Origin of the sequence: Pseudomonas tritici, assembly GCF_014268275.3 — a bacterium.
Lineage (GTDB): Bacteria > Pseudomonadota > Gammaproteobacteria > Pseudomonadales > Pseudomonadaceae > Aquipseudomonas > Aquipseudomonas tritici.
This window is the reverse complement of sequence record NZ_CP077084.1, coordinates 516,664-542,459: the sequence shown is the minus strand read 5'-3', so window position 1 is coordinate 542,459 and position 25,796 is coordinate 516,664. Positions and strand designations below refer to the sequence as shown.

General features: G+C 59.7%; 23 protein-coding genes. 15 read left to right on the top strand and 8 right to left on the bottom strand.

The window, feature by feature from the left end:
* The first annotated feature begins 38 nt into the window (after window positions 1–38).
* Window positions 39–701 carry a GMP/IMP nucleotidase gene (yrfG, locus tag HU722_RS02340; RefSeq protein ID WP_065879768.1) on the top strand — a complete coding sequence of 221 codons (663 nt, stop codon included), beginning with the start codon at window positions 39–41 and terminating at the stop codon, window positions 699–701.
* 141 nt (window positions 702–842) lie between these two features.
* Here the strand turns inward: yrfG and lysM are convergent, their stop codons facing one another.
* Window positions 843–1,283, bottom strand: a complete 441-nt coding sequence (gene lysM / locus HU722_RS02335; protein WP_010214059.1) for a peptidoglycan-binding protein LysM — start codon at window positions 1,281–1,283, stop codon at window positions 843–845.
* 132 nt (window positions 1,284–1,415) lie between these two features.
* Between lysM and HU722_RS02330 the strand changes: the two genes are divergently transcribed.
* From HU722_RS02330 to HU722_RS02315, 4 genes are all read left to right on the top strand, one after another.
* Complete coding sequence (locus tag HU722_RS02330; RefSeq protein WP_049710572.1) at window positions 1,416–2,303, top strand: LysR family transcriptional regulator; 888 nt, start codon at window positions 1,416–1,418, stop codon at window positions 2,301–2,303.
* A 97-nt stretch (window positions 2,304–2,400) separates the two neighbouring features.
* The gene (fdhD, locus tag HU722_RS02325; RefSeq protein WP_065890241.1) at window positions 2,401–3,240 is read left to right on the top strand and encodes a formate dehydrogenase accessory sulfurtransferase FdhD; all 840 of its coding nucleotides are present in this window, start codon (window positions 2,401–2,403) and stop codon (window positions 3,238–3,240) included.
* Window positions 3,237–5,585: an FdhF/YdeP family oxidoreductase gene (locus HU722_RS02320; RefSeq protein ID WP_065890239.1), complete on the top strand. Its 2,349-nt coding sequence runs from the start codon at window positions 3,237–3,239 to the stop codon at window positions 5,583–5,585. The genes fdhD and HU722_RS02320 overlap by 4 nt, the downstream gene beginning before the upstream one ends.
* Before the next feature lie 221 nt (window positions 5,586–5,806).
* On the top strand, window positions 5,807–6,286 hold the full coding sequence (locus HU722_RS02315; protein ID WP_049710575.1) for a glycine zipper domain-containing protein: 480 nt from the start codon (window positions 5,807–5,809) through the stop codon (window positions 6,284–6,286).
* Between the two features lie 150 nt (window positions 6,287–6,436).
* Here the strand turns inward: HU722_RS02315 and HU722_RS02310 are convergent, their stop codons facing one another.
* Window positions 6,437–6,868 carry an acyl-CoA thioesterase gene (locus HU722_RS02310; RefSeq protein ID WP_065875827.1) on the bottom strand — a complete coding sequence of 144 codons (432 nt, stop codon included), beginning with the start codon at window positions 6,866–6,868 and terminating at the stop codon, window positions 6,437–6,439.
* 23 nt (window positions 6,869–6,891) lie between these two features.
* The gene (locus HU722_RS02305) at window positions 6,892–8,829 is read right to left on the bottom strand and encodes a RecQ family ATP-dependent DNA helicase (protein ID WP_065890237.1); all 1,938 of its coding nucleotides are present in this window, start codon (window positions 8,827–8,829) and stop codon (window positions 6,892–6,894) included.
* Window positions 8,830–9,563: 734 nt separating this feature from the next.
* Here HU722_RS02305 and HU722_RS02300 point away from each other — a divergent pair.
* Together HU722_RS02300 and HU722_RS02295 are read left to right on the top strand one after the other, a co-directional pair.
* Entirely contained in the window at window positions 9,564–9,920 is a 357-nt protein-coding gene (locus HU722_RS02300) for a DUF1493 family protein (protein WP_065875831.1), read from the top strand.
* Between the two features lie 175 nt (window positions 9,921–10,095).
* Window positions 10,096–10,959 (top strand): DMT family transporter, encoded by an 864-nt coding sequence (locus HU722_RS02295; RefSeq protein WP_225930672.1) that lies wholly within the window; start codon window positions 10,096–10,098, stop codon window positions 10,957–10,959.
* A gap of 57 nt (window positions 10,960–11,016) precedes the next feature.
* Here HU722_RS02295 and HU722_RS02290 read toward each other — a convergent pair whose 3' ends face one another.
* On the bottom strand, window positions 11,017–12,558 hold the full coding sequence (locus tag HU722_RS02290; protein WP_065875833.1) for a phosphoenolpyruvate carboxykinase: 1,542 nt from the start codon (window positions 12,556–12,558) through the stop codon (window positions 11,017–11,019).
* Between the two features lie 179 nt (window positions 12,559–12,737).
* Window positions 12,738–13,640, bottom strand: a complete 903-nt coding sequence (gene hslO, locus HU722_RS02285; protein WP_065875835.1) for an Hsp33 family molecular chaperone HslO — start codon at window positions 13,638–13,640, stop codon at window positions 12,738–12,740.
* 104 nt (window positions 13,641–13,744) lie between these two features.
* Here hslO and HU722_RS02280 point away from each other — a divergent pair, with 104 nt between their 5' ends.
* The gene (locus tag HU722_RS02280) at window positions 13,745–14,542 is read left to right on the top strand and encodes a phosphatase PAP2 family protein (RefSeq protein WP_065875837.1); all 798 of its coding nucleotides are present in this window, start codon (window positions 13,745–13,747) and stop codon (window positions 14,540–14,542) included.
* A 147-nt stretch (window positions 14,543–14,689) separates the two neighbouring features.
* Here the strand turns inward: HU722_RS02280 and HU722_RS02275 are convergent, their stop codons facing one another.
* Complete coding sequence (locus tag HU722_RS02275) at window positions 14,690–15,097, bottom strand: RNA-binding S4 domain-containing protein (protein WP_065875839.1); 408 nt, start codon at window positions 15,095–15,097, stop codon at window positions 14,690–14,692.
* 116 nt (window positions 15,098–15,213) lie between these two features.
* Between HU722_RS02275 and rimA the strand changes: the two genes are divergently transcribed.
* From rimA to rimK, 3 genes are read left to right on the top strand one after another with little or no spacing between them, the layout of a single operon-like run.
* Window positions 15,214–16,020, top strand: a complete 807-nt coding sequence (gene rimA, locus HU722_RS02270; RefSeq protein WP_065875841.1) for a S6 modification regulatory phosphodiesterase RimA — start codon at window positions 15,214–15,216, stop codon at window positions 16,018–16,020.
* Entirely contained in the window at window positions 16,007–16,489 is a 483-nt protein-coding gene (gene rimB, locus HU722_RS02265) for a retropepsin-like aspartic endopeptidase RimB (RefSeq protein WP_065875844.1), read from the top strand. The genes rimA and rimB overlap by 14 nt, the downstream gene beginning before the upstream one ends.
* Window positions 16,486–17,391: a 30S ribosomal protein S6--L-glutamate ligase gene (gene rimK, locus HU722_RS02260; RefSeq protein WP_049710586.1), complete on the top strand. Its 906-nt coding sequence runs from the start codon at window positions 16,486–16,488 to the stop codon at window positions 17,389–17,391. The genes rimB and rimK overlap by 4 nt, the downstream gene beginning before the upstream one ends.
* Before the next feature lie 147 nt (window positions 17,392–17,538).
* On the opposite strand, the gene HU722_RS02255 is transcribed toward rimK, so the two are convergent.
* Together HU722_RS02255 and ompR are read right to left on the bottom strand one after the other, a co-directional pair.
* Window positions 17,539–18,852 carry an ATP-binding protein gene (locus tag HU722_RS02255; protein ID WP_065875846.1) on the bottom strand — a complete coding sequence of 438 codons (1,314 nt, stop codon included), beginning with the start codon at window positions 18,850–18,852 and terminating at the stop codon, window positions 17,539–17,541.
* A 116-nt stretch (window positions 18,853–18,968) separates the two neighbouring features.
* On the bottom strand, window positions 18,969–19,709 hold the full coding sequence (gene ompR, locus HU722_RS02250) for an osmolarity response regulator transcription factor OmpR (protein ID WP_010214095.1): 741 nt from the start codon (window positions 19,707–19,709) through the stop codon (window positions 18,969–18,971).
* Window positions 19,710–20,065: 356 nt separating this feature from the next.
* Here ompR and HU722_RS02245 point away from each other — a divergent pair, with 356 nt between their 5' ends.
* The 4 genes from HU722_RS02245 to tauA all read left to right on the top strand — a co-directional run bounded on the left by HU722_RS02245 (window position 20,066) and on the right by tauA (window position 25,790).
* Window positions 20,066–22,390: a Tex family protein gene (locus HU722_RS02245; protein ID WP_065875847.1), complete on the top strand. Its 2,325-nt coding sequence runs from the start codon at window positions 20,066–20,068 to the stop codon at window positions 22,388–22,390.
* The gene (locus HU722_RS02240; protein ID WP_049710588.1) at window positions 22,390–22,773 is read left to right on the top strand and encodes a PaaI family thioesterase; all 384 of its coding nucleotides are present in this window, start codon (window positions 22,390–22,392) and stop codon (window positions 22,771–22,773) included. The genes HU722_RS02245 and HU722_RS02240 overlap by 1 nt, the downstream gene beginning before the upstream one ends.
* A gap of 214 nt (window positions 22,774–22,987) precedes the next feature.
* Complete coding sequence (gene gshA / locus HU722_RS02235; protein ID WP_065879762.1) at window positions 22,988–24,571, top strand: glutamate--cysteine ligase; 1,584 nt, start codon at window positions 22,988–22,990, stop codon at window positions 24,569–24,571.
* A gap of 241 nt (window positions 24,572–24,812) precedes the next feature.
* Window positions 24,813–25,790 carry a taurine ABC transporter substrate-binding protein gene (gene tauA, locus HU722_RS02230; protein ID WP_065879758.1) on the top strand — a complete coding sequence of 326 codons (978 nt, stop codon included), beginning with the start codon at window positions 24,813–24,815 and terminating at the stop codon, window positions 25,788–25,790.
* The last annotated feature ends 6 nt before the right edge of the window (window positions 25,791–25,796 follow it).

The following is a 25,796-nucleotide window of genomic DNA, read 5'->3' as shown; positions in this document are numbered from 1 at the left end:
GTCTGTGTCGGATATCTTTACTTACATGAGAACGCCCCATGCCCGCTTTGCCCTGGCACGCCATCGACACCGTCCTGCTGGACATGGACGGCACCCTGCTCGACCTGCATTACGACAACCATTTCTGGATGGACCACCTGCCCCAGCGGTACGCCGAGCTGCACGGGGTGAGCCGCGCCATGGCCGAGATGGAGTTGCAGCCCCTGTTCGAGCGTAACGCTGGACAGTTGCAATGGTATTGCCTGGATTTCTGGAGCGCGGAGCTGAAGATCCCGGTGCGCGAACTCAAGCTGGAGACCGCCCACCTGATCGCCCTGCGCCCGGATGCCGACACGTTCCTGGCGGCCATCAAAAGGGCCGGCAAGCGTGTGATCCTGATCACCAACGCGCATCGTGATTCACTGTCATTGAAGCTGGAACGCATTGAACTGGCGCCGTATTTCGAACGGTTGATCAGCTCCCACGATTACGGTTTCGCCAAGGAAAACCCGCAATTCTGGGATGCCCTGCAAGCCGACATCAACTTCGACCCCGCCCGCAGCCTGTTTATCGACGACACGTTGCCGATCCTGCGCAGCGCCCAGGCGTTTGGCGTGGGGCATTTGCTGGCAGTGAAAGAGCCGGACAGTAAGAAGGGGCCCAAGGACACAGCTGAATTCGCAGCGGTGGGTGATTACCGAGATCTCATTGTCGGACTCTGACCCCCAAGTGGGAGAAGATCCATGTGGGAGCCGGGCTTGCCCGCGATGCAGGCACCGCGGTGTTTAGCTCAAACCGAGGCGATGCTATCGCGGGCAAGCCCGGCTCCCACACAAGCCCGCTCCCACATTTAGGCCTTCGTATTACTTGGGAATACGCAGTGTCTGGCCTGGATAGATCTTGTCCGGATGGGACAACAGCGGCTTGTTCGCCTCGAAAATCTTGTTATACAGATTGGCGTTACCGTACACCGAGAGAGAAATAGCACTCAGCGTGTCGCCCTTTTTCACGACTACAAAAGTGGCAGCCTCGACAGCCGGCCCCGTTACAGTGATCTGGTCATCCACACTGGCCACACCGGCAATATTGCCCAGCGCCAGCAGAATCTTCTCTTTCTCTTCCTGGGTGGCGACTTCACCGGTCACCGTCACCTTGTCGCCATCTACCGTGGTCTGCACGTTCGGATTACCCAGACCCACTTTGGACACGTGGTCCTTCAACTGCTCACTGGCGTTTGCATTGCCCGGCGTCAACAGGTCGACAATCTTTTCGCCAGCTTCCTTGATAAAGCTAAAAATGCTCATAGTGCGCTCTCCTTGGTTTTTGATTTCCAGATGCCCAAGACTAGACCAGTCCTGTGGACTTGGGTTCCAGCCCGACCCAAGACCCAAACGCGCTAGAATCCCCCCGCCATTGGAATAAGCCCTGGAGCGAAGATGGACATCAAACAGCTGAAATTCCTCATCGCCCTCGACGAAACCCGTCACTTCGGCCAGGCGGCGGCGCGCTGCCACATCACCCAACCGACTCTGTCGATGCGATTGCGCAACCTGGAAGAAGAGCTTGATCTATCGCTGGTCAACCGTGGCCAGCGCTTCGAAGGTTTTACCGCCCCCGGTGAGCGGGTGTTGGCATGGGCTCGCACGGTGCTAGCGGCATATGACGGCTTGCAGGCCGAAGCGGCAGCCTGTCGCGGCAACCTGGTGGGTACGTTGCGCCTGGGCGTGGTGCCGTTGTCGAGCTTCGATCCCTTGGCGTTGATGCAGCAACTGCATAAAGAACACCCGAGCCTGCGCTTCGAGCTGTCGGCGCTCAGCTCTGAACAGATCCTTGAACAATTGGCGAGCAATCGGCTGGACCTGGGTGTGTCTTACCTCGAACGCCTGGACAACGAACGCTTCGACTCGCTGGCGTTGGGCGAAACCCGTATGGGCCTGCTTTACGACCAGCGCTTCTTCAGCTTTGGAGATACGCCGTTGAGCTGGGAAGCGCTGATCGAACTGCCCCTGGGCATGCTGACCAGTGGCATGCACTTTCGCCAGTCCATCGACCACAACTTCCACAGCCGTGGGCTCAACCCGCAGCCGTTGCTGCAGACCGATGCCGTCCATCAGTTGTTACAAGCTGTGCATGGCGGCCTCTGCTGTGCGGTGATGCCGCTGGATGGGGGCTTGGACGCGCTCACCGAACATCTGCGCCTGCAGCCGATCGAAGACGCCCATACACTGGCCCGCCTGGGGTTGATCATGCGCCGCAGCGCGCCGCGTTCAGCGTTGGCGGAGGCGTGTTTCGCGCTGTATCAGAAATCGCAAATCGAATCTTGATCGACGTCATCTATCGGCGGATCAGTACTGGCAATTAGACGTGACGCTTTGTCGCGCCTAGTCTGAGCACTGATCAATCCGTCGGTGGTACTGCCCCATGAACGCCAAGCGTCCAGTCTGCGCGGCGCCCGCTGTTGAAGCGCCTGCGCCCTCCGCCAGCCAGAGCTACCAGTTTTGCAACCTCGAACACACAGAAGTCGCCAGTACTGCATTGGCGGAAGAAGTGGCGTTGGCGATTGCCTATAACGACATCAGCCAGGCGGTCATGCTGGTAACGCCCACCGACCTGGAAGACTTCATCGTCGGCTTCAGCCTCGGAAGCGGCATTATCGCCGACGTTAGCGACATATATGATCTTAAACTCAGCGGTCCGGGCTCGGCCCAATACGCTCAGGTGCAGATCTCCAGCCGTGCCTTCTGGAACCTCAAGCAGCAGCGCCGCCAGTTGGCCGGCACCAGCGGCTGTGGCCTGTGCGGCGTGGAAGCGGTGGAGCAAGCCTTGCCAGACCTGCAAGTGCTGCCCGGCGCACCCTTGCCGCCTGCCGAATGGCTCGACGGCCTGCGCCAGCGCATCAGCGCGTTCCAGCCCTTGGGCCAATACAGTGGCGCGGTGCATGCGGCGGTGTTTATGAACGGCCAGGGCGAATTGCTGCTGGGCCGTGAAGACATCGGCCGGCATAACGCCCTGGACAAGTTGATTGGCGCACTCATCCGTCAAAAGATCCCGACTGACGGCGGCCTGGCGATTGTCACCAGCCGTTGCAGCCTCGAATTGATACAGAAAGTCCTGCGCGCGGGCATCCAGACCCTGGTAAGCCTGTCTTCACCCACCGGCCTGGCCCTGCAATGGGCGCGCCGACACAACCTCAATCTCATCCACCTGCCGCAGAAAAGCGCGCCGCGGGTCTACAGCCCTGCGATGGAGTACCAGCCATGAGCAATCATCACCAAGCCGACCAAACCCCGACCCCACGCTACAAGCCCTATAAAGGCCCGGCGGGCGGCTGGGGCGCACTGATCAGCGTGGCCCAGGCGTGGCTGACCAGCGACAACGCGCTGAAAAACCTGCGCATGATGCTCAAGACCAACCAGAACGGCGGTTTCGACTGCCCGGGCTGCGCCTGGGGCGACTCGCCGGAAAGCGGCATGGTCAAGTTCTGCGAAAACGGCGCCAAGGCGGTGAACTGGGAAGCCACCAAACGTCGCGTGGATGCAGCGTTCTTCGCTAAGCACAGCGTCAGTGCCTTGATTGAACAGAGCGACTATTGGCTGGAATACCAGGGCCGCCTGACCGAGCCGATGCGCTATGACGCCGAAACCGACCGCTACCTGCCCATCAGTTGGGAAGCGGCCTTCGACTTGGTCGGCAAACACCTCAACGCCCTGCCTAGCCCGGACATGGCCGAGTTTTACACCTCGGGCCGCGCCAGCAATGAAGCCGCGTACCTGTACCAGTTGTTTGTACGCGCCTACGGCACCAACAATTTCCCGGATTGCTCGAACATGTGCCACGAGGCCAGCGGCGTGGCCCTGGCGCAGAGCGTGGGCGTGGGCAAAGGCACCGTGACCTTTGATGACTTCGAACATGCCGACGCGATTTTTGTCTGGGGCCAGAACCCCGGCACCAACCACCCGCGCATGCTCGAGCCGCTGCGCGAAGCGGTTAAACGCGGCGCCCAAGTGGTGTGCATCAACCCGCTGAAAGAGCGCGGCCTGGAACGCTTCCAACACCCGCAACACCCGCTGGAAATGCTCACCAACGGCGACAAACCGACTAATACCGCGTACTTCCGCCCGGCGCTGGGTGGCGACATGGCAATTCTGCGCGGCATGGCCAAGTTCCTGCTGCTGCGGGAACGCCAGGCCCAGGCCGAAGGCAAGGAAGCGGTGTTCGACCACGACTTCCTCAACGAACACACCGCTAATGTGCTGGATTACCTGGGCAAGATCGACGACACCTCTTGGGATGAAATCGTCGAGCAGTCCGGCCTGACCCTGGTCGAGATCGAGCAAGCGGCGCGCATGTACGCCAAAGGCAAGAACGTGATCATGTGCTGGGCGATGGGCATCACCCAGCACCGCCACTCGGTGCCGACCATCCAGGAAATCGCCAACCTGATGCTGCTGCGCGGCAACATTGGCCGCCCTGGCGCCGGCCTGTGCCCGGTGCGCGGTCACAGTAACGTGCAAGGCGACCGCACCATGGGCATCAACGAGCGCCCACCGGTGGCGTTTCTCGATTCCCTGGAGCGACGTTTCCAGTTCCAGGTGCCGCGTGACAACGGCCACAACGTGGTCGAGGCGATTCACGCCATGCTCGAAGGCCGCTCCAAGGTGTTTATCGGCCTGGGCGGCAACTTCGCCCAAGCTACGCCGGACAGCCCACGCACCTTCGAAGCCTTGCGCAATTGCGACCTGACCGTACAGATCAGCACCAAGCTCAACCGCAGCCATCTGATGCACGGCAAAGACGCACTGATCCTGCCGTGCTTGGGCCGTACCGACATTGATATGCAGGCCGATGGCCCGCAAGCGGTAACGGTAGAGGACTCGTTCAGCATGGTGCACGGCTCCAACGGCCAACTGCAGCCGCTGTCGAAGCTGATGAAATCGGAGCCGGCAATCCTCGCGGGCATTGCGGCCGCCACCCTGGGTAGCAAACCCGTTGATTGGAATTGGCTTGTGGCGGACTACGGGCGTATCCGCGACCTGATCGCCGACACCATTCCTGGCTTCAAGGACTTCAACGAGAAGATCAAAAATCCGGGCGGTTTCTACTTGGGTAATTCCGCAGGTGCGCGCCGCTGGAACACGCCGTCGGGCCGCGCCAACTTCCGCCCGAACATCCTGCCCAAAGACCTGATCCACGAGCGCACCCACGCCACCGGCCGGATACCGGACCTGATCATGCAGTCGATGCGCTCCCACGATCAGTACAACACCACTATTTATGGCCTGGACGATCGCTACCGTGGGGTCAAAGGCCAGCGCGACGTGCTGTTCGTCAACGAAGCCGACATCATCCGCCTGGGCTTTAAGCCGGGGCAGAAGGCTGACATCGTATCGCTGTGGGAAGATGGGCGTGAACGCCGCGTGAAAGGCTTTACCTTGCTGGCGTTTGATATTCCGGCGGGCCAGGCTGCGGCTTACTACCCGGAAGTTAATCCACTGGTGCCGCTGGAAAGCACCGGGGATGGCAGCCATACGCCGACGTCGAAGTTCGTGGCGATCCGCTTGGAATCGGCAAGTGACAATGGCTTGATCATGGCCCGCTCGGCGTAATGCCCGCTCATTACAACCATGAATTCCGGGCACAAAAAAGGCCGCTTTTGCATAAAAGCGGCCATTCCCAAGTAGCTAAAGACTCACTAATTCGACTTAAGTTCCCCAGCTAAAACAGTAACTTAGCGAATTGTGTACAACTCGTGTTACTGGTCGGATTTCTATTGTCACAATGTCGACACAGCCTCAGGATCGCGCCGTCATCCTCTTGAGGTCTCTCTATGAAGTTCTCCTCGATTCTCTTGTTGTCCCTTGGCCTGGTCAGTGGCGCAGCCATGGCTGGTGGCACCACCGAAGCCGGTGTGGGCGGCGCATTGGGCGGGGTACTCGGTTCGGTTGTTGGCCAGTCGATCGGCGGCAACACGGGCTCGGCCATCGGCGCAGCCCTGGGCGGCGCGGGCGGCAGTGCGGTGGGTGCCGACAAACGCAGCCGTGGCGAAGCAGCCATCGGTGGCGCCTTGGGCGCAGCGGGCGGCAACGTGGTTGGCCGCAGCATGGGCGGCAACACCGGTAGCCTGATCGGCGCAGCCGCCGGCGGCGGTGCGGGTGGCGCACTGGGTAACTACATGGGTAACAAGAGCGATGACGACGACCGTCGTTCGCGTAGCCGTGATAACCGTCGGTATGACCGCGACGATCACCGTGGACGCGGGCATGCCTATGGGCATCGCAAGAACAAGCATCACTACCGTCACCGGTAAGTCAGCGGTCTGAACACCACTGCAAAAACCATGTGGGAGCGGGCTTGCCCGCGATAGCGTAGTGTCAGGCGACACTTTTTAACCTGAACTACCGCTGTCGCAGGCAAGCCAGCTCCCACAGTTGGCCTTCATTGTTTGCATGATCGTGGGTCAGGCCACCAACCGCTGCAACGCCTCGCGCAGCGAACCCGGAATCGTCACCGGCTGGTTCGACCCGCGATCCACAAACACATGCACAAAGCGCCCCGCCGCACAGGCTTCTTCCTCGCCTGCCTTGAACACCGCCAATTCGTACTGGACTGAGCTGTTACCCAACTTGCCCACCCGCAGGCCGATTTCGATGCGCTCGGGAAAAGCGATCGACGCAAAATAATCACACGCCGAACTCACCACAAACCCCACTACTTCACCGTCATGAATATCCAGGCCACCTTGTTCGATCAGGTAGGTATTCACCGCTGTGTCGAAGAAGCTGTAGTAAGTCACGTTGTTCACATGGCCATACACATCGTTGTCGTGCCAGCGCGTGATGATCGGCTGGAAGTGAGGATAATCGGCACGTCGTGGCACTGAGTCAGGCATCGGTAAGTCTCGCGGAGGTGGGTTTACAGGTCATTCAAATGGGCCTGCGCCCACTCGCGTACTTCAGCGTAAGGGTAATCTTCCAACGCAGCGAAACCGGGAATACCCCGCGCCTTCAACTTGGTAAACAACGGCACACTGATCCCGCCGAGGAAACGTGTCAGTCGTTCCGCGCCCGGCAGTTCTCCGGTGTGCTCATGATGCCTGTGGATAAAATCACCGCACAGCCCCATGAAGTTTTTATCCACAAGCGGCGGCAAGCCTGGCGGTGGCGGCAGGTGCGCGACGTGACCGTGGCACACCGAGCAATGCCCACAACGCTGCGGTGCATTTTCATCGCCGAAATACTGCGCCAGGCGCTGCCCCAGGCAGCGCTCGGTGGCGAACAGATCGAGCATCGCATGAATTCGTGCGACCTCGCCCACCTCATGCTGCTTGAAGCCTGTGTACAACTCAGTGCTCAAGACCTGTGGATCAAAATCGGTATCCAGCAGGCTGTAGACCTCCGTCATCTGCTTGCTTTCCAGCTCGATCAGGCCCTGCTCCTGGAAGTAATCCAGCGCCTTCACCACCCGGCTGCGTTCGGCATTGTGCTGTTGATAAAGTGCGTCGAAATCCACCGTCGCCCAGGTTTTCGCTCGTTTACATACCTGGATGATCGCCGCCACGAACTGCTGCCGCTCGCCGGAGAATCGCGCCAGCAAAGCCTCTGGCTCGATCAGGTACTTGAAGCGGTACTCGGCATAAAACGCGTAGCGCGGCGCAACCACGCCCTTTAGCTCCAGCTGCACCAGCAGGGTCTTCAACGGCAGTTCGCGGATATTGCTGTGGTCCGACAAAGACCGGAGCAAAAACTCCCACTGCCCATCGCCGCGCGCGGCCTGCAATTCTTCCAGCACCCGATGGATACCGTCCTGCTCCGGCGTATCGCCGTAGACGAAGTTTTCCAGCACATTGAGACTGTCGCGGTTGGCCAACACCAGGCAGTCAGACGGCTGCCCATCACGCCCCGCGCGACCGATTTCCTGGCTGTAGTTCTCGATGGACTTGGGCAGGTCAAAGTGCACCACGTTGCGGATGTCACTCTTGTCGATGCCCATGCCAAACGCGATGGTGGCGACGATGCAATTGGAGCGCCCGTCCATGAAGCGCTGCTGGATGCCCTCGCGCTTATCGTGGGGCAGACCGGCGTGATAGGCCTCGGCCTGGATACCGTTGCGGTTCAGGTGCTCGGCAATCTGCTCGGCGGTTTTCTGCAGTGTGACGTAGACGATGCTGGGTTGATTGGCGCGCTCACTCATCCACTGGACCAAACGACGACGCTTGTCCGCACCGCTGACGGGTTCCACCAACAGATTGAGGTTGGGCCGGTAGAAGCCCGTGGTGACCACATCGTCCGGTGCAATGGCGAACTTCGCCTGCATGTCGGCAATCACCTTGGGCGTCGCTGTAGCTGTCAGCAACAGCGCTTGTGGGATATTGAACTGGCGCTGGTAGTCCGGCAGCTTCAGATAGTCCGGGCGGAAGTTGTGGCCCCACTCGGAAATACAGTGCGCCTCGTCCACCACCAGCAGCGAGATTTGCACGCTTTGCAGGAAGTTACGGAAGCGCTCGTTCTTCAAGCGCTCCACCGAAACCATCAGGATTTTCAACTCACCCGAGCGCGCACGGGCCATCACGTCATTGGCCTCATCGCGGCTCTGGGCCGAATCGATACTGCCTGCCGAAATACCGTGACGCTGCAAAAAACCAAGCTGGTCCTGCATCAACGCCAACAGCGGCGACACCACCAGCGTCAGGTGCGGCAGCAACACCGCCGACAGCTGGTAACACAAGGACTTGCCCGACCCGGTAGGAAAAATTGCCGCTGCAGAACGACCGGCCAGTACGGCGTTGACCGTTTGCTCCTGGCCCAAACGAAACTGTGGATAACCAAAGACCTGCTGGAGGGTGTCGTGCATAGGCTGTCACTCCATTGACCGCTGAGTTGGCTTAAAAACATAGCCTGGGAATCTCAGCGAATCGAGAAAGGTCGCAAGGAAAAAAGAGACAGGATGATACACAGGGTGCGGCGATGGCCTTGGGCCAAATCAGACAGATTCGATAGCGATTGTAGGAACACCTCAAACCAAATGTGGGAGCGTTTTCTGTTAAATCACTTTCAAGCTACAAATGCCGGAAACCGCTGTAAGAAACCTCTAACCCTCGCGCCGTACTTTTCCCAAACTGCTTCAAACAGTCGCTCGCCCCTCTGTAGATGTTACCCACCGCTGACGGAAAATAGCGTCCTCTCAACCGTTTCGGCTAAGACCCGTGAATATGGAAAGGACTCAACCCATAGTTCACTGCGGCGTCATCTTGACGGTGATTCGCCTTGTCCTCTTGGCTGCCAATCGCCAGGGTGGCTAATACAATGACCGACTACCTCGACTGGATCAGCCTGACCCTACTCTTTGCCGTTGCCGCCTTAGTTGAAAAAACACTCAAGCGCCCTGCCCTTAGAAAATGGTGTGGGCTGATCCTTGTGGTAATCGGTCCTACACTTCTATTCTGCGCGACCTCTTGGATAAGGGCGTCACAGATCGAGAGCCTGCTTGTCATTGCTTTTGTTACGGGCGTTGCTTTGCTGATCCGCCAAACTAAATACCGACACCCACACAACCATCCCCCTCACCCACTCCTGCGTGCCCCCACCATGAACCTGGCCCCTGACCTCCCCGAAGACCCCGTGATGCAGCAACTCCTGCAACTGCTGCACGAAGAAATCGGCCTGCCGAAACACAAGACGATCCGCCTGCAAACCTCACTCAACTTCGACCTGGGCTGTGACGGCAGTGAGGCCAAGCAACTCATGGAAGCACTGGAGCAGGAATTCGCGCTCGACCTCGGCGACTACGACACTTATCGTTACTTCAACCCACCGGTGTTTGATGTGTTTCTCAAGCGCCGGGCCAAAGGGCGAGGCGAGAAGGTGCCGTTGACCATCGGCATGCTCTACCTGGCTATCAAGACCCATAGCTGGGATACGCAGACGCTGGAGAATCTGAGCTGAGAGAATACAGATTTCGAACACACTGAAAGTCAAATGTGGGAGCGGGCTTGCTCGCGAAAGCGGAGGGTCAGTCGCCGAATATGTTGACTGATACATCGCTTTCGCGAGCAAGCCCGCTCCCACACTGGATCTGCACTAATCTGCTCAACCGCGCACTGAACAACAAGGACTTTACATGGACGTAATAATGGGCCTGCTGGCCGCCGTGCTCTGGGGTGGCACGGACTTTCTCGTGGGCCTCAACGCCAGAGCCGTGGGCGTTAAACGCGCGGTCTATTTTGGCCAAGCGCTCGGTTTCCTGATCATGACGCTGCTGCTGGTCATCTTCCCCACCTTCCTGTTCAAATCTCTCGATGCGCCGCTGAGCGTCTGGCTGCTGGGCATCGCTGCTGCATTGCTTACCGTCTCCGGCGCCCTTGCGCTGTCCAAGGCTTTTGCCCTGGGTAAAGCGGCCATCGTCGCGCCACTGGTGACGTCCTACGGCGTGGTCACCACATTGCTGTCCTGGGCCAGCGGTGAGCACATCAGCCTGATCCAGCTGGGCTGCATCGCCCTGTGCGTGATCGGCGTGATCCTCTCCAGCATCCACAAGGACAACGGTGTACCCCACAACAACCCACGCCTGTCCATTGCCTACGCCATGCTTGCCGCGTTGCTGTACGGCACCAGTTTCTGGCTGCAAGGCCGGTACACCTTACCGGCGCTGGGGCCGGTCTCGATGTTGTGGCTGGGTTACCTGGTAGGCCTGTGCGTGCTGGTGGTGATGGTGCTGAAGATCAAGGACGGCCTGAAAATCCCGCCGCTGAAAAACTGCGTGACCTTGACCGGGGCTAGCCTGATGAACCTCGGTGGGTTCTCGGCGTTTTCGTGGGGGGCGATGGCGGGGTCGGTTTCGGTGGTGACGGTGATCAGTACGTTGTCGGGCGGGATTGCGGCGATGCTTGGGTTTGTGTTTTTCAAGGAGCGGTTGTCGGCGGTGCAGGTGCTGGGGGTTGTGCTGGTACTGGTCGGCGCTGTGGTTCTGCACATCGCCGATTAAACTCTCGCACACAAAAAAGCCGCCTACGAGAGGCGGCTTTTTCACACCGATCGAATCTTACAACTTAGGACCCGCAGCCTTGATCGCATCGCTCACTTCAAACTTCTTGAAGTTCTCGATGAACAACGCAGCCAGCGCCTTCGCCGCGTCGTCATAAGCAGCCTTGTCAGCCCAGGTGTTACGTGGGTTCAACAGGCCAGTCTCAACGCCCGGTACGGCCAATGGCACGTCGAGGTTGATGGTGTCCAGGTGTTCGGTTTCAGCACCGATCAACGCGCCGCTCTGGATCGCTGCGATGACGCCGCGAGTAGTCGGGATGTTGAAGCGGTTGCCGACGCCGTAGCCGCCGCCGGTCCAGCCGGTGTTGACCAGGTAGACCTTGGAGCCGAAGCCACGGATGCGTTTGATCAGCAGCTCAGCATATTCGCCGGCCGGACGCGGGAAGAACGGCGCGCCGAAGCAGGTGGAGAAGGTCGACTTGATGCCGCTGCCGGAACCCATTTCGGTCGAGCCCACCAGTGCGGTGTAGCCGGACAGGAAGTGGTAAGCCGCTTGTTCTTCGCTGAGAATCGACACGGGCGGCAGCACGCCGGTCAGGTCGCAGGTCAGGAAGATCACCGCGTTTGGCTCGCCGCCCAGGTTCTTTTCGGAACGCTTGGCAACGTGCTCCAGCGGGTAAGCGGCGCGGCTGTTCTGGGTCAGGCTGACGTTGGTGTAGTCGGCGTGCCTGGCATCGTCGATAACCACGTTTTCCAGCACGGCGCCGTGCTTGATGGCTTTCCAGATGACCGGCTCGTTCTTCTCGGACAGGTCGATGCACTTGGCATAGCAACCGCCTTCGATGTTGAAGACCACACCTTCGCCCCAACCGTGTTCGTCGTCACCGATCAGGTAACGGCTTTCGTCGGCCGACAAGGTGGTTTTGCCGGTGCCCGACAGGCCGAAGAACAGGGTCACGTCGCCTGCTTCGCCAATGTTGGCGGCGCAGTGCATCGGCAGGACGTCGGAAGCCGGCAGCAGGAAGTTCTGTACCGAGAACATGGCTTTCTTCATTTCACCGGCGTAACGCATGCCGGCGATCAGCACTTTCTTCTGGGCGAAGTTGAGGATCACGCAACCGTCGGAGTTCGTGCCGTCACGCTCAGGCACGCATTCAAAGTTGGCCACGTTGAGCACTTGCCACTCTTCACGACCGGCCGGGTTGTACTGGGCCGGGTTGATGAACAGGCAGCGACCGAACAGGTTCTGCCAGGCAGTCTGGGTGGTCATCTTCACGGCCAGGTAGTGGTCTTCGGAAGCACCTACATGGACGTGGGAAACGAAATGCTCTTGCGCGTTGTTGAACGCCTCGACGCGAGCCCACAGGGCATCGAACTTGTCGGCCGGGAACTTGCGGTTGATTGGGCCCCAGGCAATGGCGTCCTGGGTGGAAGGCTCTTCAACGATGAAACGGTCGACCGGCGAACGACCGGTACGGTGACCCGTTTCTACGACCAGTGCGCCAGTATCGGCAAGCACGCCTTCACCGCGCTGCAGGGCTTCTTTAACCAGATCATCAACACTCAGATCGGTGTATACGGCGTTGTTGGCTTGCGTCATGAGGTTCCCCGTCGGCCTATGGCCGAGTGCTCCAAACGTTTTGTAGTAGAAAGTTGCGCACTACTACCGCGAAAAAAGTGGGCCGGATTATGCCAGAAAAGCCCAAAAAAAGTAGGGCCCTCCCGTCAGAACAGCGCTAAACCGGCAATTGTCAGGTGATTCACCTGTGCTTAAACGTTTTAGTGGCGGGTGTCGGAAGGGGTATCGATGCCTGCGCCGGCGAACAATTGGGCGACATCGGCCGCATCGAACAGGTAGCGCTGGTTGCAGAACTGGCAGTCGATCTCGATATTGCCGCCGTGCTCGACCACCAGATCCTGGGCATCTTCCAGGCCCAGGCTGACCAAGGCATTGGCTGAGCGCTCACGTGAGCAGCTGCAACGGAAGCGCAGGCCTTGTGCGTCAAACAAGCGCACGGCTTCTTCGTGGTACAGGCGATGCAGGATGGTTTCGTTGTCCAGACCCAGCAGCTCTTCCGCCGTCAGCGTACCGGCAAGGGCGGTCAGCTTGCGCCAGCTATCGGTGCGCTCATCGTCGTCCTTGATGCGGTCAGCCGGCAATTGTTGCAACAACAGGCCGCGGGCACGCTTGCCGTCGGCGTTGAGCCAGAACTTGGTGCCGACTTGTTGGGACATCACGAAGTAGTTGGTGAAGCAGTCCGACAGCGTTTCGCCGTCGAGGTCGACGATGCCTTGGTAGCGTTGGCCTTCGGTCGGGTCGACGGTGATCGCCAGCACGCCGTTGGCCATCAGGTCGGACAAGGTGGCGTCCGGGGCAATCTGGTCGGCGTCGTAACGGGCCAGGCCACGGATTTCGCGTTCGCTGGAACACTCGATCATCAGCATCGGGACCGGACCTTCAGACCGCGCCTGCAAAATAAGCAGACCGTCGAATTTCATCGTGCCCACCAGCAACGAGGCGGCCGCCATCAGCTCGCCGAGCAGTTGCGCAACCGGCTCCGGATAGGGGTGCTTGGCAAGGACTTCGGCATAGCTGCGCTCCAGCGAGACCAGTTCGCCGCGGGCGTCGTTCTCGTCGAAGATGAAGCGTTGGGTGAAGTCGGTATCCGGTAGATCAGTCATAGGTCTGGGTATCTGAATTGATGACAAATTGATTACAAGGTTTATAGAATTAAACGCTTTAGCACCGTTTTGGTGCGGTTTTCTAGAGCCGTGGGGGACAGTTTATGAACAATCCGGGTTTGTTCCAAGCCAAGTGGAACCTCGGGGGATGGGCCTGGTGCAATCTACTCGCGATCGGGCTGCTGTGTTTTTGGCTGTGGCCCACGGGCCAGATGCTGTGTGTGGTTTTCGACGAGTGGCTGTTTCATCTGCTCAATGATCCGCTGGCGAGCAACTCCACATGGCTGCACGTGTGGGCCGTGGCCAGTTTGCGACCGTTTGATGCAGTGGTCGGCGTAATTCTGCTGCTGCTGTTGATTCGCGGTGATTGGGTATTCAAGGCCGTGCAGGTGCGCCAGGCATTGTTAGGTTTTGTCGGAATTCTGCTGCTGTTGCTGTTTATCCGCATGCTGTTTTCCAAAATCGCGGCACACATGGGCTGGCAACACAGTAGCCCGTCGATGGTAATCAGCGGGGCGATCCAGATGAGCGACTACTTCCCGGGGCTGGAAAAGACGTGGGAACTGAAGGACCGTTCGAGCCAGAGTTTCCCGGGGGATCACGCGTCGGTGCTGTTGATCTGGGGGATGTTCATGACGGTGTTCGCCAAGCGCATCGGCCAGGTGCTGGTGATTTGGGGCCTGGCAATGTTGTTCATGATGCCGCGCCTGGTGGCGGGGGCACATTGGGGGCAGGACGACTACATCGGTGGTGTGTTGCTGGCACTGTTGGCGCTGGGGTGGGGGTATTACACACCGTTTGCGGCGAAGGTGTCGGGTGGGTTGTTGCGGGTGACAGCGCCCGTCTTCCGGCTGTTTCAACGCGTGCCACTGATTAGTCGGCTAAGCGTCATACGCTTGTAGTGAGCGGGCTTGCCCCGCGCTGGGTCGCGAAGCGGCCCTAAAACCTGTCAATGCGTTCTGATGGTGAATCCACGGTGGCTGTATTCGATTGGGGCCGCTTCGCAGCCCAGCGCGGGGCAAGCCCGCTCACTACAGAAACGCGCTCGGTCAGTCGTCATTGCCACTGCCGCGAAACTTGAACAAGTCGCGGCGCTGCTTCTTGCTCGGCTTGCCATCGGTGGTCATGCCGATACCGCCGGCCTTACGCATCGCCGCCGCATTTTCACGCTTGGCAATACTGGCTTCGGTCTCGGTATACAGCGCCTGCGCTTCAGGCGCCCCACGGCGCACGATTGAAAGCGCCTGGACCACGACCGTTTTTTCATCAAACCCGGTACGAATCTGAAATTCATCCCCGACGCGAGGTTCCTTGCCCGGCTTGCAGCGCTCGCCACGATGATGCACCTTGCCGCTCTCGATGGCAGCCTTCGCCAGGGCACGGGTTTTATAGAAGCGCGCAGCCCACAGCCACTTGTCCAGACGGACTTTTTCTTCCTCTTCCTGCTTTTGAGCCACTTGAATTCCTCGCTCTGAAAAATGTCGCAACTTTAACGTTGAAACCCTTCGACGCATAAACCTCAAGGCTCACCTAAGATACGCCAGGTAGCACCCTGTTTTCGCGAGGATACGCTGTGACCGACTTTCCCACTTCACTCACCTCGCCTGACCAGCGCTGCGTGGGCTGCCAGCAAAGCGAGCCCTTGGGCTTCGATTTTGCGTTTGCCTACCAGCCTATCGTAGACCTTCGGGACCATTCGATCTTCGCCCACGAAGCCCTGGTGCGCGGTACGCAAGGCGAAGGGGCGCAGTTTGTGCTGGACCAGGTCGACGAAAGCAACCGCTACCGTTTCGACCAACGCTGCCGAACCCAAGCGATCGCCGGGGCGGCGGCCCTGGGTATGCAAACCCATCTTTCCATCAATTTCATGCCCAACGCCGTGTACCGTCCGGAGCTGTGCATCCGCAGCACCCTGGAGGCGGCTCGCGCGAACAATTTCCCGCTGAACCAACTGATTTTCGAGACACTCGAAAGCGAGCACGTAGATAACAATCGCCATTTGACGAATATTCTGCGTGAATACCGCGAATTCGGCTTCAAGACCGCCATCGACGATTTCGGTGCGGGTTATTCAGGGCTGGGTTTGCTGGCCGATTTTCAACCTGACTTGATCAAACTCGACATGGCACTGATTCGCGATGTCGATCAGGATCGTGTCCGACAGATCATCGTCCGGGGGATTGTCACAATCTGTGAGCAGTTAGGGGTTACTGTCATCGCCGAAGGCATCGAAAGTGCTGGTGAGCGTGACTTCCTTTCCGACTGCGGAATATTTCTGATGCAAGGTTATTGGTTCGCCAAGCCTGCATTCAAAGCCCTGGCTGAGGTTTCACCCCAGGCCTGGGCGAATCGATCGGTTACCCATATTGAAGACATTTGACCATTTGACCGTTGTGGGTCTGCGTGAGTGGGTGGCACTTCCCGACCTGGGAGTGGCAGGCCTGCGCGCGAAGATCGACACCGGTGCCAGTACCTCCAGCCTGCACGCTACCGATATCGAGCCTTTTGAGCGCGACGGCGAGAAATGGGTGCGCTTTACCGCGCACCTGGGCAGCATTGTGCAACTGCGCCACCGCCGCTGCGAGGCGCCGCTGGTGACGATGAAAACCATCAAAAGCTCCAACGGCCACGCGCAGGTGCGCTACGTGATCAGCACCACCCTGGCGCTGGGTGATCGGGTATGGCGGGTGGAATTCACCCTCGCGTGCCGCAAGGCCATGCGTTATCGCCTGTTACTGGGTTCCAAGGCGCTGATTGACGGCCAATTGGTGGTCAGTCCAGGCGTCAAGTACGTTCAAGACAAGCCGGTGTTCCCGGTCTCTACTATTTCTGCCCCAGGTGCTGCATGAAGATTGCTGTGCTGTCGCGAAACCCGCGTCTGTATTCCACCCGTCGCCTGGTTGAGGCCGGCACTGAACGTGGCCACGAAATGGTGGTGATCGACACGTTGCGTGCCTACATGAACATTGCCAGCCATAAACCGCAGATCCATTACCGGGGTAAACCGCTGGAGGGGTTTGATGCAGTGATCCCTCGCATCGGAGCTTCGGTGACGTTTTATGGCTGCGCGGTATTGCGCCAGTTTGAAATGATGGGCGTATCGCCCCTCAACGAATCAGTCGCCATTGCCCGCTCTCGGGACAAGTTGCGCTCGCTGCAGCTGCTTTCACGCCGGGGCATCGGCCTGCCAGTGACCGGTTTTGCCCACTCCCCCGACGATATTCCCGACCTGATCGAGATGGTCAATGGCGCGCCGCTGGTGATCAAGGTACTGGAAGGCACCCAGGGCATAGGTGTGGTGCTGTGTGAAACCGCGACGGCGGCGGAATCCGTGATCGAGGCATTCATGGGTCTCAAGCAGAACATCATGGTGCAGGAATACATCAAGGAAGCCGGCGGCGCCGATATCCGCTGCTTCGTGGTGGGTGACAAGGTGATTGCGGCGATGAAGCGTCAGGCCAAGCCGGGGGAGTTCCGCTCCAACTTGCACCGCGGTGGTAGTGCCAGCCTGATCAAGATCACCCCCGAGGAACGCATGACCGCGCTGCGGGCGGCGAAGGTGATGGGTTTGAGCGTGGCGGGTGTGGACATCTTGCGCTCCAACCATGGGCCACTGGTGATGGAGGTGAATTCATCGCCGGGGCTGGAAGGGATCGAGACCACCACAGGCAAGGATGTGGCGGGGATCATCATTCAGCATTTGGAAAAGAGTGGCGGGGCGAATATGACTCGGACCAAGGGCAAGGGCTGACAAACCCCAACCCTCCACCTCCAGACTCTCACAACGACTGTGGGAGCTGGCTTGCCCGCGATAGCGGAGGCTCAGTCAACAATGACGTTGAATGCGCCGCCCTCATCGCAGGCAAGCCAGCTCCCACATTTGGATCGCTGCTGTTTGTTAGACCGCGTCTCTCGGCAACATCAGCCCGAGCGGCAAACGCACTCGCGCCTCTAACCCTCCCTCCTCGCGGTTACGCAACTCAACATTGCCGCCATGCATCGAGGCAATCCGCCGCACAATTGCCAACCCCAGACCAGTACCCTTACCACCTCGGGCACGGTCGCCGCGGGTGAAAGGGTTGAAGATCCCCTCCAGCTCGTCCGGGTCGATGCCCGCGCCCCGGTCCATGACGCTCAGCACCACATAGGGCGCAGCACTGTCGCCGGATACATACGCCGCCACTTCAACATCGGAACCGGCGTGATGCAAAGCGTTGCCGATCAGGTTGTTCAACAGGCGCTTCATCGAGACCCGCCGCAACGCAAAAGGCTGGATCGGCTCAAGGCGCATGCGCACCTGCTCACCGTTCTGGTTGTAGGGCGCGACCACCTCACGCACCAAGTCAGTCAGGTCGACCTCTTCCACCACCTCATCCCGGCCATCACGGATGAACGCGAGGAACTGGTCGAGAATAGCGTCCATGTCCTCAATGTCGCGGACCATGTCATCGGTGAGATCGCTATGGTTGCCCATCAACTCCAGAGACAAGCGCAGCCGCGTCAAGGGTGTGCGCAAGTCGTGGGAAACTCCCGCCAGCATCAACTCGCGTTCGCGCCCGGCCTGCTCGACGTCTTCCGCCATCTGGTTGAACGCGCCGTACACCTCGGTCATCTCGCTGGGCGTATCGCTGACCGGCAAGCGCACGCTGCGCCCTTGGCCCAATTGGCGGGCGGCAAACACCAGGCGTTTGAGTGGTTGGTTGAGCTGCCGGACAAAGATCCACGCCGACGCCGTTGAAAGCAGCCCGATCGCCAGGAACCAGCCCAGCACGTTCCAGATCTTCTGCCCACGCAGCGGATGCGGGTACAGCGGCACTTTCAGCCAATCCTCACCCAGGCTTGGCGCGCGCACCCACAACGCTGGCGATACATGCATACGCAGCCGCACCTCAGTGTCTTCACCGAGTTCAGACTGCATCTGGCGCTGGTAGATTTCACTGTAGGGCCAGTGTTGCTCACCCTCGGGCACCCCCGCGCCCGCCACACGGACCAGCGTGGCGGCCTTGGCGATTTTCTCGCGGTTCTCGGGGTCAGCCGCCCAATAGGCGCGCAGCGTCAAGGCAACACCGTGGCTGTATTGTCGATCCACCAGCACGTCCTCGTTCATCAACAGATAAACCAGCGTGAGTGCTTTAGAAAACAGAACGACGATCAGCACCAGCCAAAGGGTGCGAGAGAAAAAGCTTTGGGGGAACCACAGCGGGGTTTTCATAGAAGACAGCTAGATACCTTGCAGAAACGAGCAGCGCTCGCAGAATTGCAGACGCCGGGCCTCCCGTCGATTCTCATGGAATCAAACGCCGGGAGGCCCGCCCTGCAAATCATCGGTCAACTGGTTTTATTGCCATCCGGCACAAACACATAACCCACACCCCACACGGTCTGGATATACCGAGGCTTGGATGGGTCCGGCTCGATCATCCGGCGCAGACGGGAAATCTGCACGTCAATGGAGCGCTCCAGGGCGTCCCATTCCCGGCCACGGGCCAGGTTCATCAGTTTGTCACGGGTCAGCGGCTGGCGAGCGTTCATCACCAGGGCCTTGAGCACGGCGAATTCGCCAGTGGTCAGCATGTGCACTTCATCGCCACGCTTGAGCTCACGGGTCGCCAGCGACAGTTCGTAGTCGCCAAAGGTCACGCTTTCGTCTTCGCTGCCGGGTGCGCCCGGTACCGGGGCCGCCTGGCGACGCAACACGGCCTTTACCCGCGCCATCAGCTCATCGGGGTTGAACGGCTTGGCCAAATAGTCATCAGCGCCCAGCTCCAGGCCCTTGATGCGGCTAAGCTCATCGCCCTTGGCGGTGAGCATGATGATTGGAATCTGGTTGTTCGCGCCGCGCAGGCGTTTGCAGGCGGTGAGGCCATCTTCGCCGGGCAGCATCAGGTCGAGTACGACCAGGTTGAACACTTCACGCCCCAACAGGCGGTCCATCTGCTCAGTGTTCGGCACCGCGCGGGCGCGGTAGCCCTTGGAGTTGAAGAAACGCTCCAGCAGGCTGCTCAGCCCCGGATCGTCGTCAACGATGAGAATTTTTTCGCCTTCAGCAGTTTGTGCAGTGCTGCTCATTAGATGCTCCTCTTATCTCGGCGCGCATTATGGCCTAGCTGCCGTTATACGCACCGTGTGCATTGTTAGCAGATTTTTCCTCTACTGCCAGCGAACCCGCGCCCTACAACCGTTGGCGCAATCCCCCCCAAGGGCAGAACGCTGGTTATAATGCGGCGCCGTCGTGCAGGGCAACGTCAGATCGTTACCGTTTGATGCCGAGGCTTTTTTCACCGCTTGTCGTGATTTTTTCGATTTCGAGGGTCAATAGGCTGCCTCTTGACCCAGGCAGCGGCGCCAGTCGGGCCGCTCAACCAGCCTCCCAACGCCTTGTTTTCCGGGCTTGCGAGCTGCTTTTAAGAATTTCAGGTGGTTTTATGGACAGCATCAACAGCCGCATCGCCGAGGAACTCGGTGTACGCCCACAACAGGTCGAAGCGGCCGTCGCTCTACTGGATGAAGGCTCCACGGTGCCCTTCATCGCCCGTTACCGTAAAGAAGTGACCGGCAGCCTCGACGACATCCAACTGCGTCACCTGGAAGAGCGCCTGCGCTACCTGCGAGAACTCGACGAACGGCGCATCAGCATCCTCGCCAGCATCGAGGAACAAGGCAAGTTGACCCCACAACTCGAGCGCGACATCAAGCTCGCCGACACCAAGACCCGTCTCGAAGACCTGTACCTGCCCTACAAGCAAAAACGCCGCACCAAGGGCCAGATCGCCTTGGAAGCTGGCCTGGGCGAGCTGGCCGACGGGTTGTTCAACGACCCGTCGCTGACCCCGGAAACCGAAGCCGCACGCTTCATCGACGCCGAAAAAGGCGTCGCCGATGTCAAGGCCGCCCTCGAAGGCGCCAAGTACATCCTCATGGAGCGCTTCGCCGAAGACGCCAGCCTGCTGGAAAAACTGCGTACCTACCTCAAGCAGGAAGCCATCCTCAGTGCCCGCGTCATCGCCGGCAAGGAGGAAGAAGGCGCCAAGTTCCGCGATTACTTCGAACACGACGAACCGCTCAAGAGCATGCCGTCCCACCGCGCACTCGCTATTTTCCGTGGCCGCAACGAAGGCATTCTCAGCTCCGCGCTGAAGGTCGGCGACGAGTTGCCGGGCACCATGCACCCTTGCGAAGGCATGATCGGTCAACAATTCGGCATCCAGAATCAGAACCGTCCTGCGGACAAGTGGCTCGGTGAAGTGGTGCGCTGGACCTGGAAGGTCAAGCTCTACACCCACTTGGAAACCGACCTGCTGGGCGAACTGCGCGACGGCGCCGAAACCGAGGCGATCAACGTGTTCGCCCACAACCTGCACGACCTGCTGCTGGCTGCCCCGGCCGGGCCACGTGCCACTCTGGGCCTCGACCCAGGCCTGCGCACTGGTTGCAAAGTGGCCGTGGTCGATTCCACCGGCAAGCTGCTGGACCACGCGACTGTCTACCCGCATGTGCCGCACAACAAATGGGACCAGACCCTCGCGATCCTGGCCGCCTTGTGCGCCAAACACTCGGTCGACCTGATCGCTATCGGCAACGGCACCGCCAGCCGTGAGACCGACAAGCTGGCCGCCGAACTGATCAAGAAATACCCAGCCATGAAGATGACCAAAGTCATGGTCTCCGAGGCTGGTGCTTCGGTGTATTCGGCGTCGGAGTTGGCATCCAAGGAATTCCCGGACCTCGACGTGTCGATCCGTGGCGCGGTGTCGATTGCTCGTCGCCTGCAGGATCCACTGGCCGAACTGGTGAAAATCGACCCTAAATCCATCGGCGTGGGCCAGTACCAGCATGACGTGTCGCAGCTGAAACTGGCGCGCGGCCTGGATGCAGTGGTGGAAGACTGCGTAAACGCCGTGGGCGTAGACGTGAACACCGCTTCCGTCGCGTTGCTGGCACGTATTTCCGGCCTCAACGCCACGCTGGCGCAAAACATCGTGACTCACCGTGACGAAAACGGCGCGTTCAAAACCCGTGCAGCGCTGAAAAAAGTCGCACGCCTGGGTGAAAAAACCTTCGAACAGGCCGCCGGTTTCCTACGCGTGATGAACGGCGATAACCCGTTGGATTCTTCCGCGGTTCACCCGGAAGCCTACCCGCTGGTGCAACGCATCGCCGCCGAAACCGACCGCGACATCCGTTCGCTGATCGGTGACGCTGCATTCCTCAAGCGTCTGGATCCAAAGAAGTACACCGATGAAACCTTCGGTGTACCGACCATCACCGACATCCTGCAAGAGCTGGAAAAGCCGGGCCGCGACCCCCGCCCCGAGTTCAAGACCGCCGAGTTCCAGGACGGTGTCGAAGACCTCAAGGACCTGCAACTGGGCATGATCCTCGAAGGCGTCGTCACCAACGTGACCAACTTCGGCGCCTTTGTGGATATCGGCGTGCATCAGGACGGTTTGGTACATATCTCCGCGCTTTCGGAGAAATTCATCAAGGACCCGCGCGAAGCGGTGAAAGCCGGTGACGTGGTCAAGGTCAAGGTCATGGAAATCGACATCCCGCGCAAACGCGTCGGCCTGTCGATGCGCATGAGCGACACCCCCGGCGAGAAAATCGACGGTGCCCGTGGCGCACGCCCAGGCTCCGCACCGCGCCAGTCGCAAAACAGCGCGCCACGCAAGGAAACCGCCACCGCAGCGCCGAGCAACAACGCCATGGCCTCGCTGTTCGCCAACGCTAAACAGCTGAAGAAGCGTTGATGGAAATTCCGGCCGGCTTGACCCAGAGCGCGTTCAGCGAACTGATCGGCTGCCGTCTGCAACGCCTGGAGGAAGGCGTTGCCGAGGTGGCCCTGACCCTCGAGCCGCACCTGCGCAACCGCGCGGGCAAGCTCCATGGCGGGGCGATTTTCAGCCTGGTGGACATTACGATGGGGCTGGCCTGTTCCAGCTCACATGGTTTCGACCAGCAGAGCGCGACCATCGAGTGCAAAATCAACTATATCCGAGCGGTGGAAGGCGGTGACGTGCTGTGCACCAGCCGGGTGATTCATGCCGGGCGCCGCACGCTGGTGGTCGAGGCGGATGTGTACCAAGACGAAAGACTTGTCGCAAAAGCGCAGGGCACCTTCGCTGTCCTATAGCTCCCTACCCCCGATTTGAGTTAATTTCGGCGCTGCAATCACAGCGTCGGAATTTTCTTGCCGCGCTGTAGCCAAATTCATGGAGTGAAGTAGGCTTTTTCACAGCGGGTCAAATCGACTCTAAACCAGGCGATCACGCCAGTTTTAACTTCACCCTTGTAGACCGTCCTGCCCACCCCCATATTGGGGCGACTGACGCGTGAAGGAATCCAACTTGAGCGAACTTCTCAACCGCCGCCTGGCTTTGCTCGGCAAGCGCGAACACCTCTCCCTGCTAGAGCAGTGCTTGCACGGCATCGAGCGCGAATGCCTGCGCGTTACGGGTGAGGGCCGCCTGGCACAAACGCCGCACCCCGAAGCCCTGGGCGCCGCGTTGACCAACGAATTGATCACCACTGACTACTCGGAATCGCTGCTGGAGTTCATCACTCCCGCCCTGCCCAACCCGGCCGATACCCTGAGCAGCCTGGACAAGATCCACCGCTTTGCCTACACCAAGCTCGGCAGCGAATACCTGTGGAGCCCCTCGATGCCGTGCCCGTTGCCGGCCGAGGAAGACATTCCGATTGCCTACTACGGCACGTCCAATATCGGACAGCTCAAGTACGTGTACCGCAAGGGCCTGGCCCTGCGTTACGGCAAGACCATGCAATGCATCGCGGGCATCCACTACAACTTTTCCCTGCCGGAACAGCTGTGGCCGTTGCTCAAGGAAACTGAAGGATTTGTCGGTACTGACCGCGACTATCAGTCCAACGCCTATATCGCGCTGATCCGCAATTTCCGTCGCTACAGCTGGCTGCTGATGTACCTGTTCGGGGCCTCGCCAGCGCTGGACGCGGGCTTCCTGCGCGGTCGCTCGCACCAGTTGGAAGTGCTCGACGCTGACACCCTGTACCTGCCCTACGCCACCAGCCTGCGCATGAGCGACCTGGGTTACCAGAGCAACGCCCAGGCCGGCCTCACGCCGTGCTACAACGACCTGGCCAGCTACACCGACAGCCTGCGTGAAGCGGTGGCAACGCCCTACGCGCCGTACGTAGAAGTCGGCACGCACAAGGACGGTGAATGGGTACAGCTCAACACCAACATCCTGCAAATCGAAAACGAGTACTACTCCAACATCCGCCCCAAGCGTGTGACCTACACCGGCGAGCGGCCGATCCAGGCGCTGATGGCGCGTGGCATCCAGTACATCGAAGTGCGCTGCCTGGACATCAACCCATTCCTGCCGATGGGCATCGATCTGCCGGAATCGCGTTTCCTCGACGCTTTCCTGCTGTATTGCGCGCTGAACGACAGCCCGCTGTTCGCCAACAACGAATGTGGCAACGCAACCTCCAACTTCCTCAGCGTGGTCAAGGAAGGTCGCCGTCCGGGCCTGCAATTGCAACGTCAGGGGCAACCGGTGGACATGAAGGAATGGGCTGCCGAGCTGCTGGAGCAGATTGCACCGTTGGCCGCGTTGTTGGATGAGAGCCACGGCATCACCGAGCACAGCCAGGCGCTGGACGCTCAGTTGGCCAAGGTCAAGGACCCGTCCCTGACGCCGTCGGCCCAGGTGCTGGCGGCGATGGCCGAGCGTAAAGAGAGTTTTGCGCAGTTCTCCCTGCACCAGAGCCAGGTGCACGCTGAGCACTTTCGCAAGGAGCCGTTGCCGGCGGACGAGCAGGCGCGCTTTGAACAGCTGGCACGTACATCGCTGGCGCAACAGGCAGAGCTGGAGCAGAACGAAGTGGGCGACTTTGATGTGTTTGTCGGGTCGTACCAGGCGAGCATTCTGGCCATCAGCAACTAAATCCTTACGCGGTCCCCTGTGGGAGCTGGCTTTCCTGCGATAGCATCAACTCGGTCTATCTGGAATACCGAGTTGTCTGCATCGCAGGCAAGCCAGCTCCCACATTTGCGCCTCAGCCTGAAGACCGAGTCGCACTTTTCTGCTCATAAGCTAATTCGAAAACGTTATTTATTTTCGGATTCTTAGATCATTTAGTCTCCTCACACGCCGACCCTCGGCCGCCTGATTGAGGAGCTTCCCCTTGAAACTGTTAACCCCTCTGCGCTTCCTGGCCGCATTGTCCCTGGCCGGTGCCAGCCTGTTTGCCCAGGCGGCGGATGTGACCATCGCTTACCAGACCACCGTGGACCCGGCCAAAGTCGCCCAGGCCGACGGCGCGTACGAAAAAGCCACCAACGCCAAGATCGACTGGCGCAAATTCGACAATGGCGCCGACATCATCGCGGCCATCGCTTCCGGCGACGTACAGATTGGCTACCTCGGCTCAAGCCCGCTGACCGCTGCGATCACCCGCAAAGTACCGGTGGAAACCTTCCTTGTCGCGACCCAGATCGGCGGCGCCGAAGCCCTGGTGGCGCGCAACGGTTCCGGGATCAACAGCCCGCAGGACCTGATCGGTAAAAAGATCGCCGTGCCCTTCGTGTCCACGGGGCACTACAGCCTGCTCGCCGCGTTGAAACACTGGAACATCGACCCGTCCAAAGTGACCATCCTCAACCTCGCCCCACCGGCGATCATCGCCGCCTGGAAGCGCGGTGACATCGACGCTACTTACGTGTGGGACCCCGCCCTGGGCGTGGCCAAGGAAAACGGCAAGGTGCTGATCACCTCCGGCGAGCTGGCCAAGTTCGGCGCGCCGACCTTCGACGCATGGATCGTGCGTAAGGACTTCGCCGAGAAGCACCCGGAAATCGTCACGGCGTTCGCCAAAGTCACCCTGGATGCCTACGCCGCCTACCGCAAAGACCCACAAGCCTGGCTCGCCGACAAAACCAACGTCGACAAACTGGTGAAGCTCTCCGGCGCCAAGGCCAGCGACATCCCATTGCTGCTGCAAGGCAACGTCTACCCGCTGGCCGCTGATCAGGTGACCCTGTTGGGTGCACCGACCACCAAGGCTGTGACCGACACCGCTGCGTTCCTCAAGGAACAAGGCAAGGTCGAAGCGGTGCTGCCGGACTACGCACCTTTCGTCAGCGCCAAATTCATTACCCACTGATCAGGA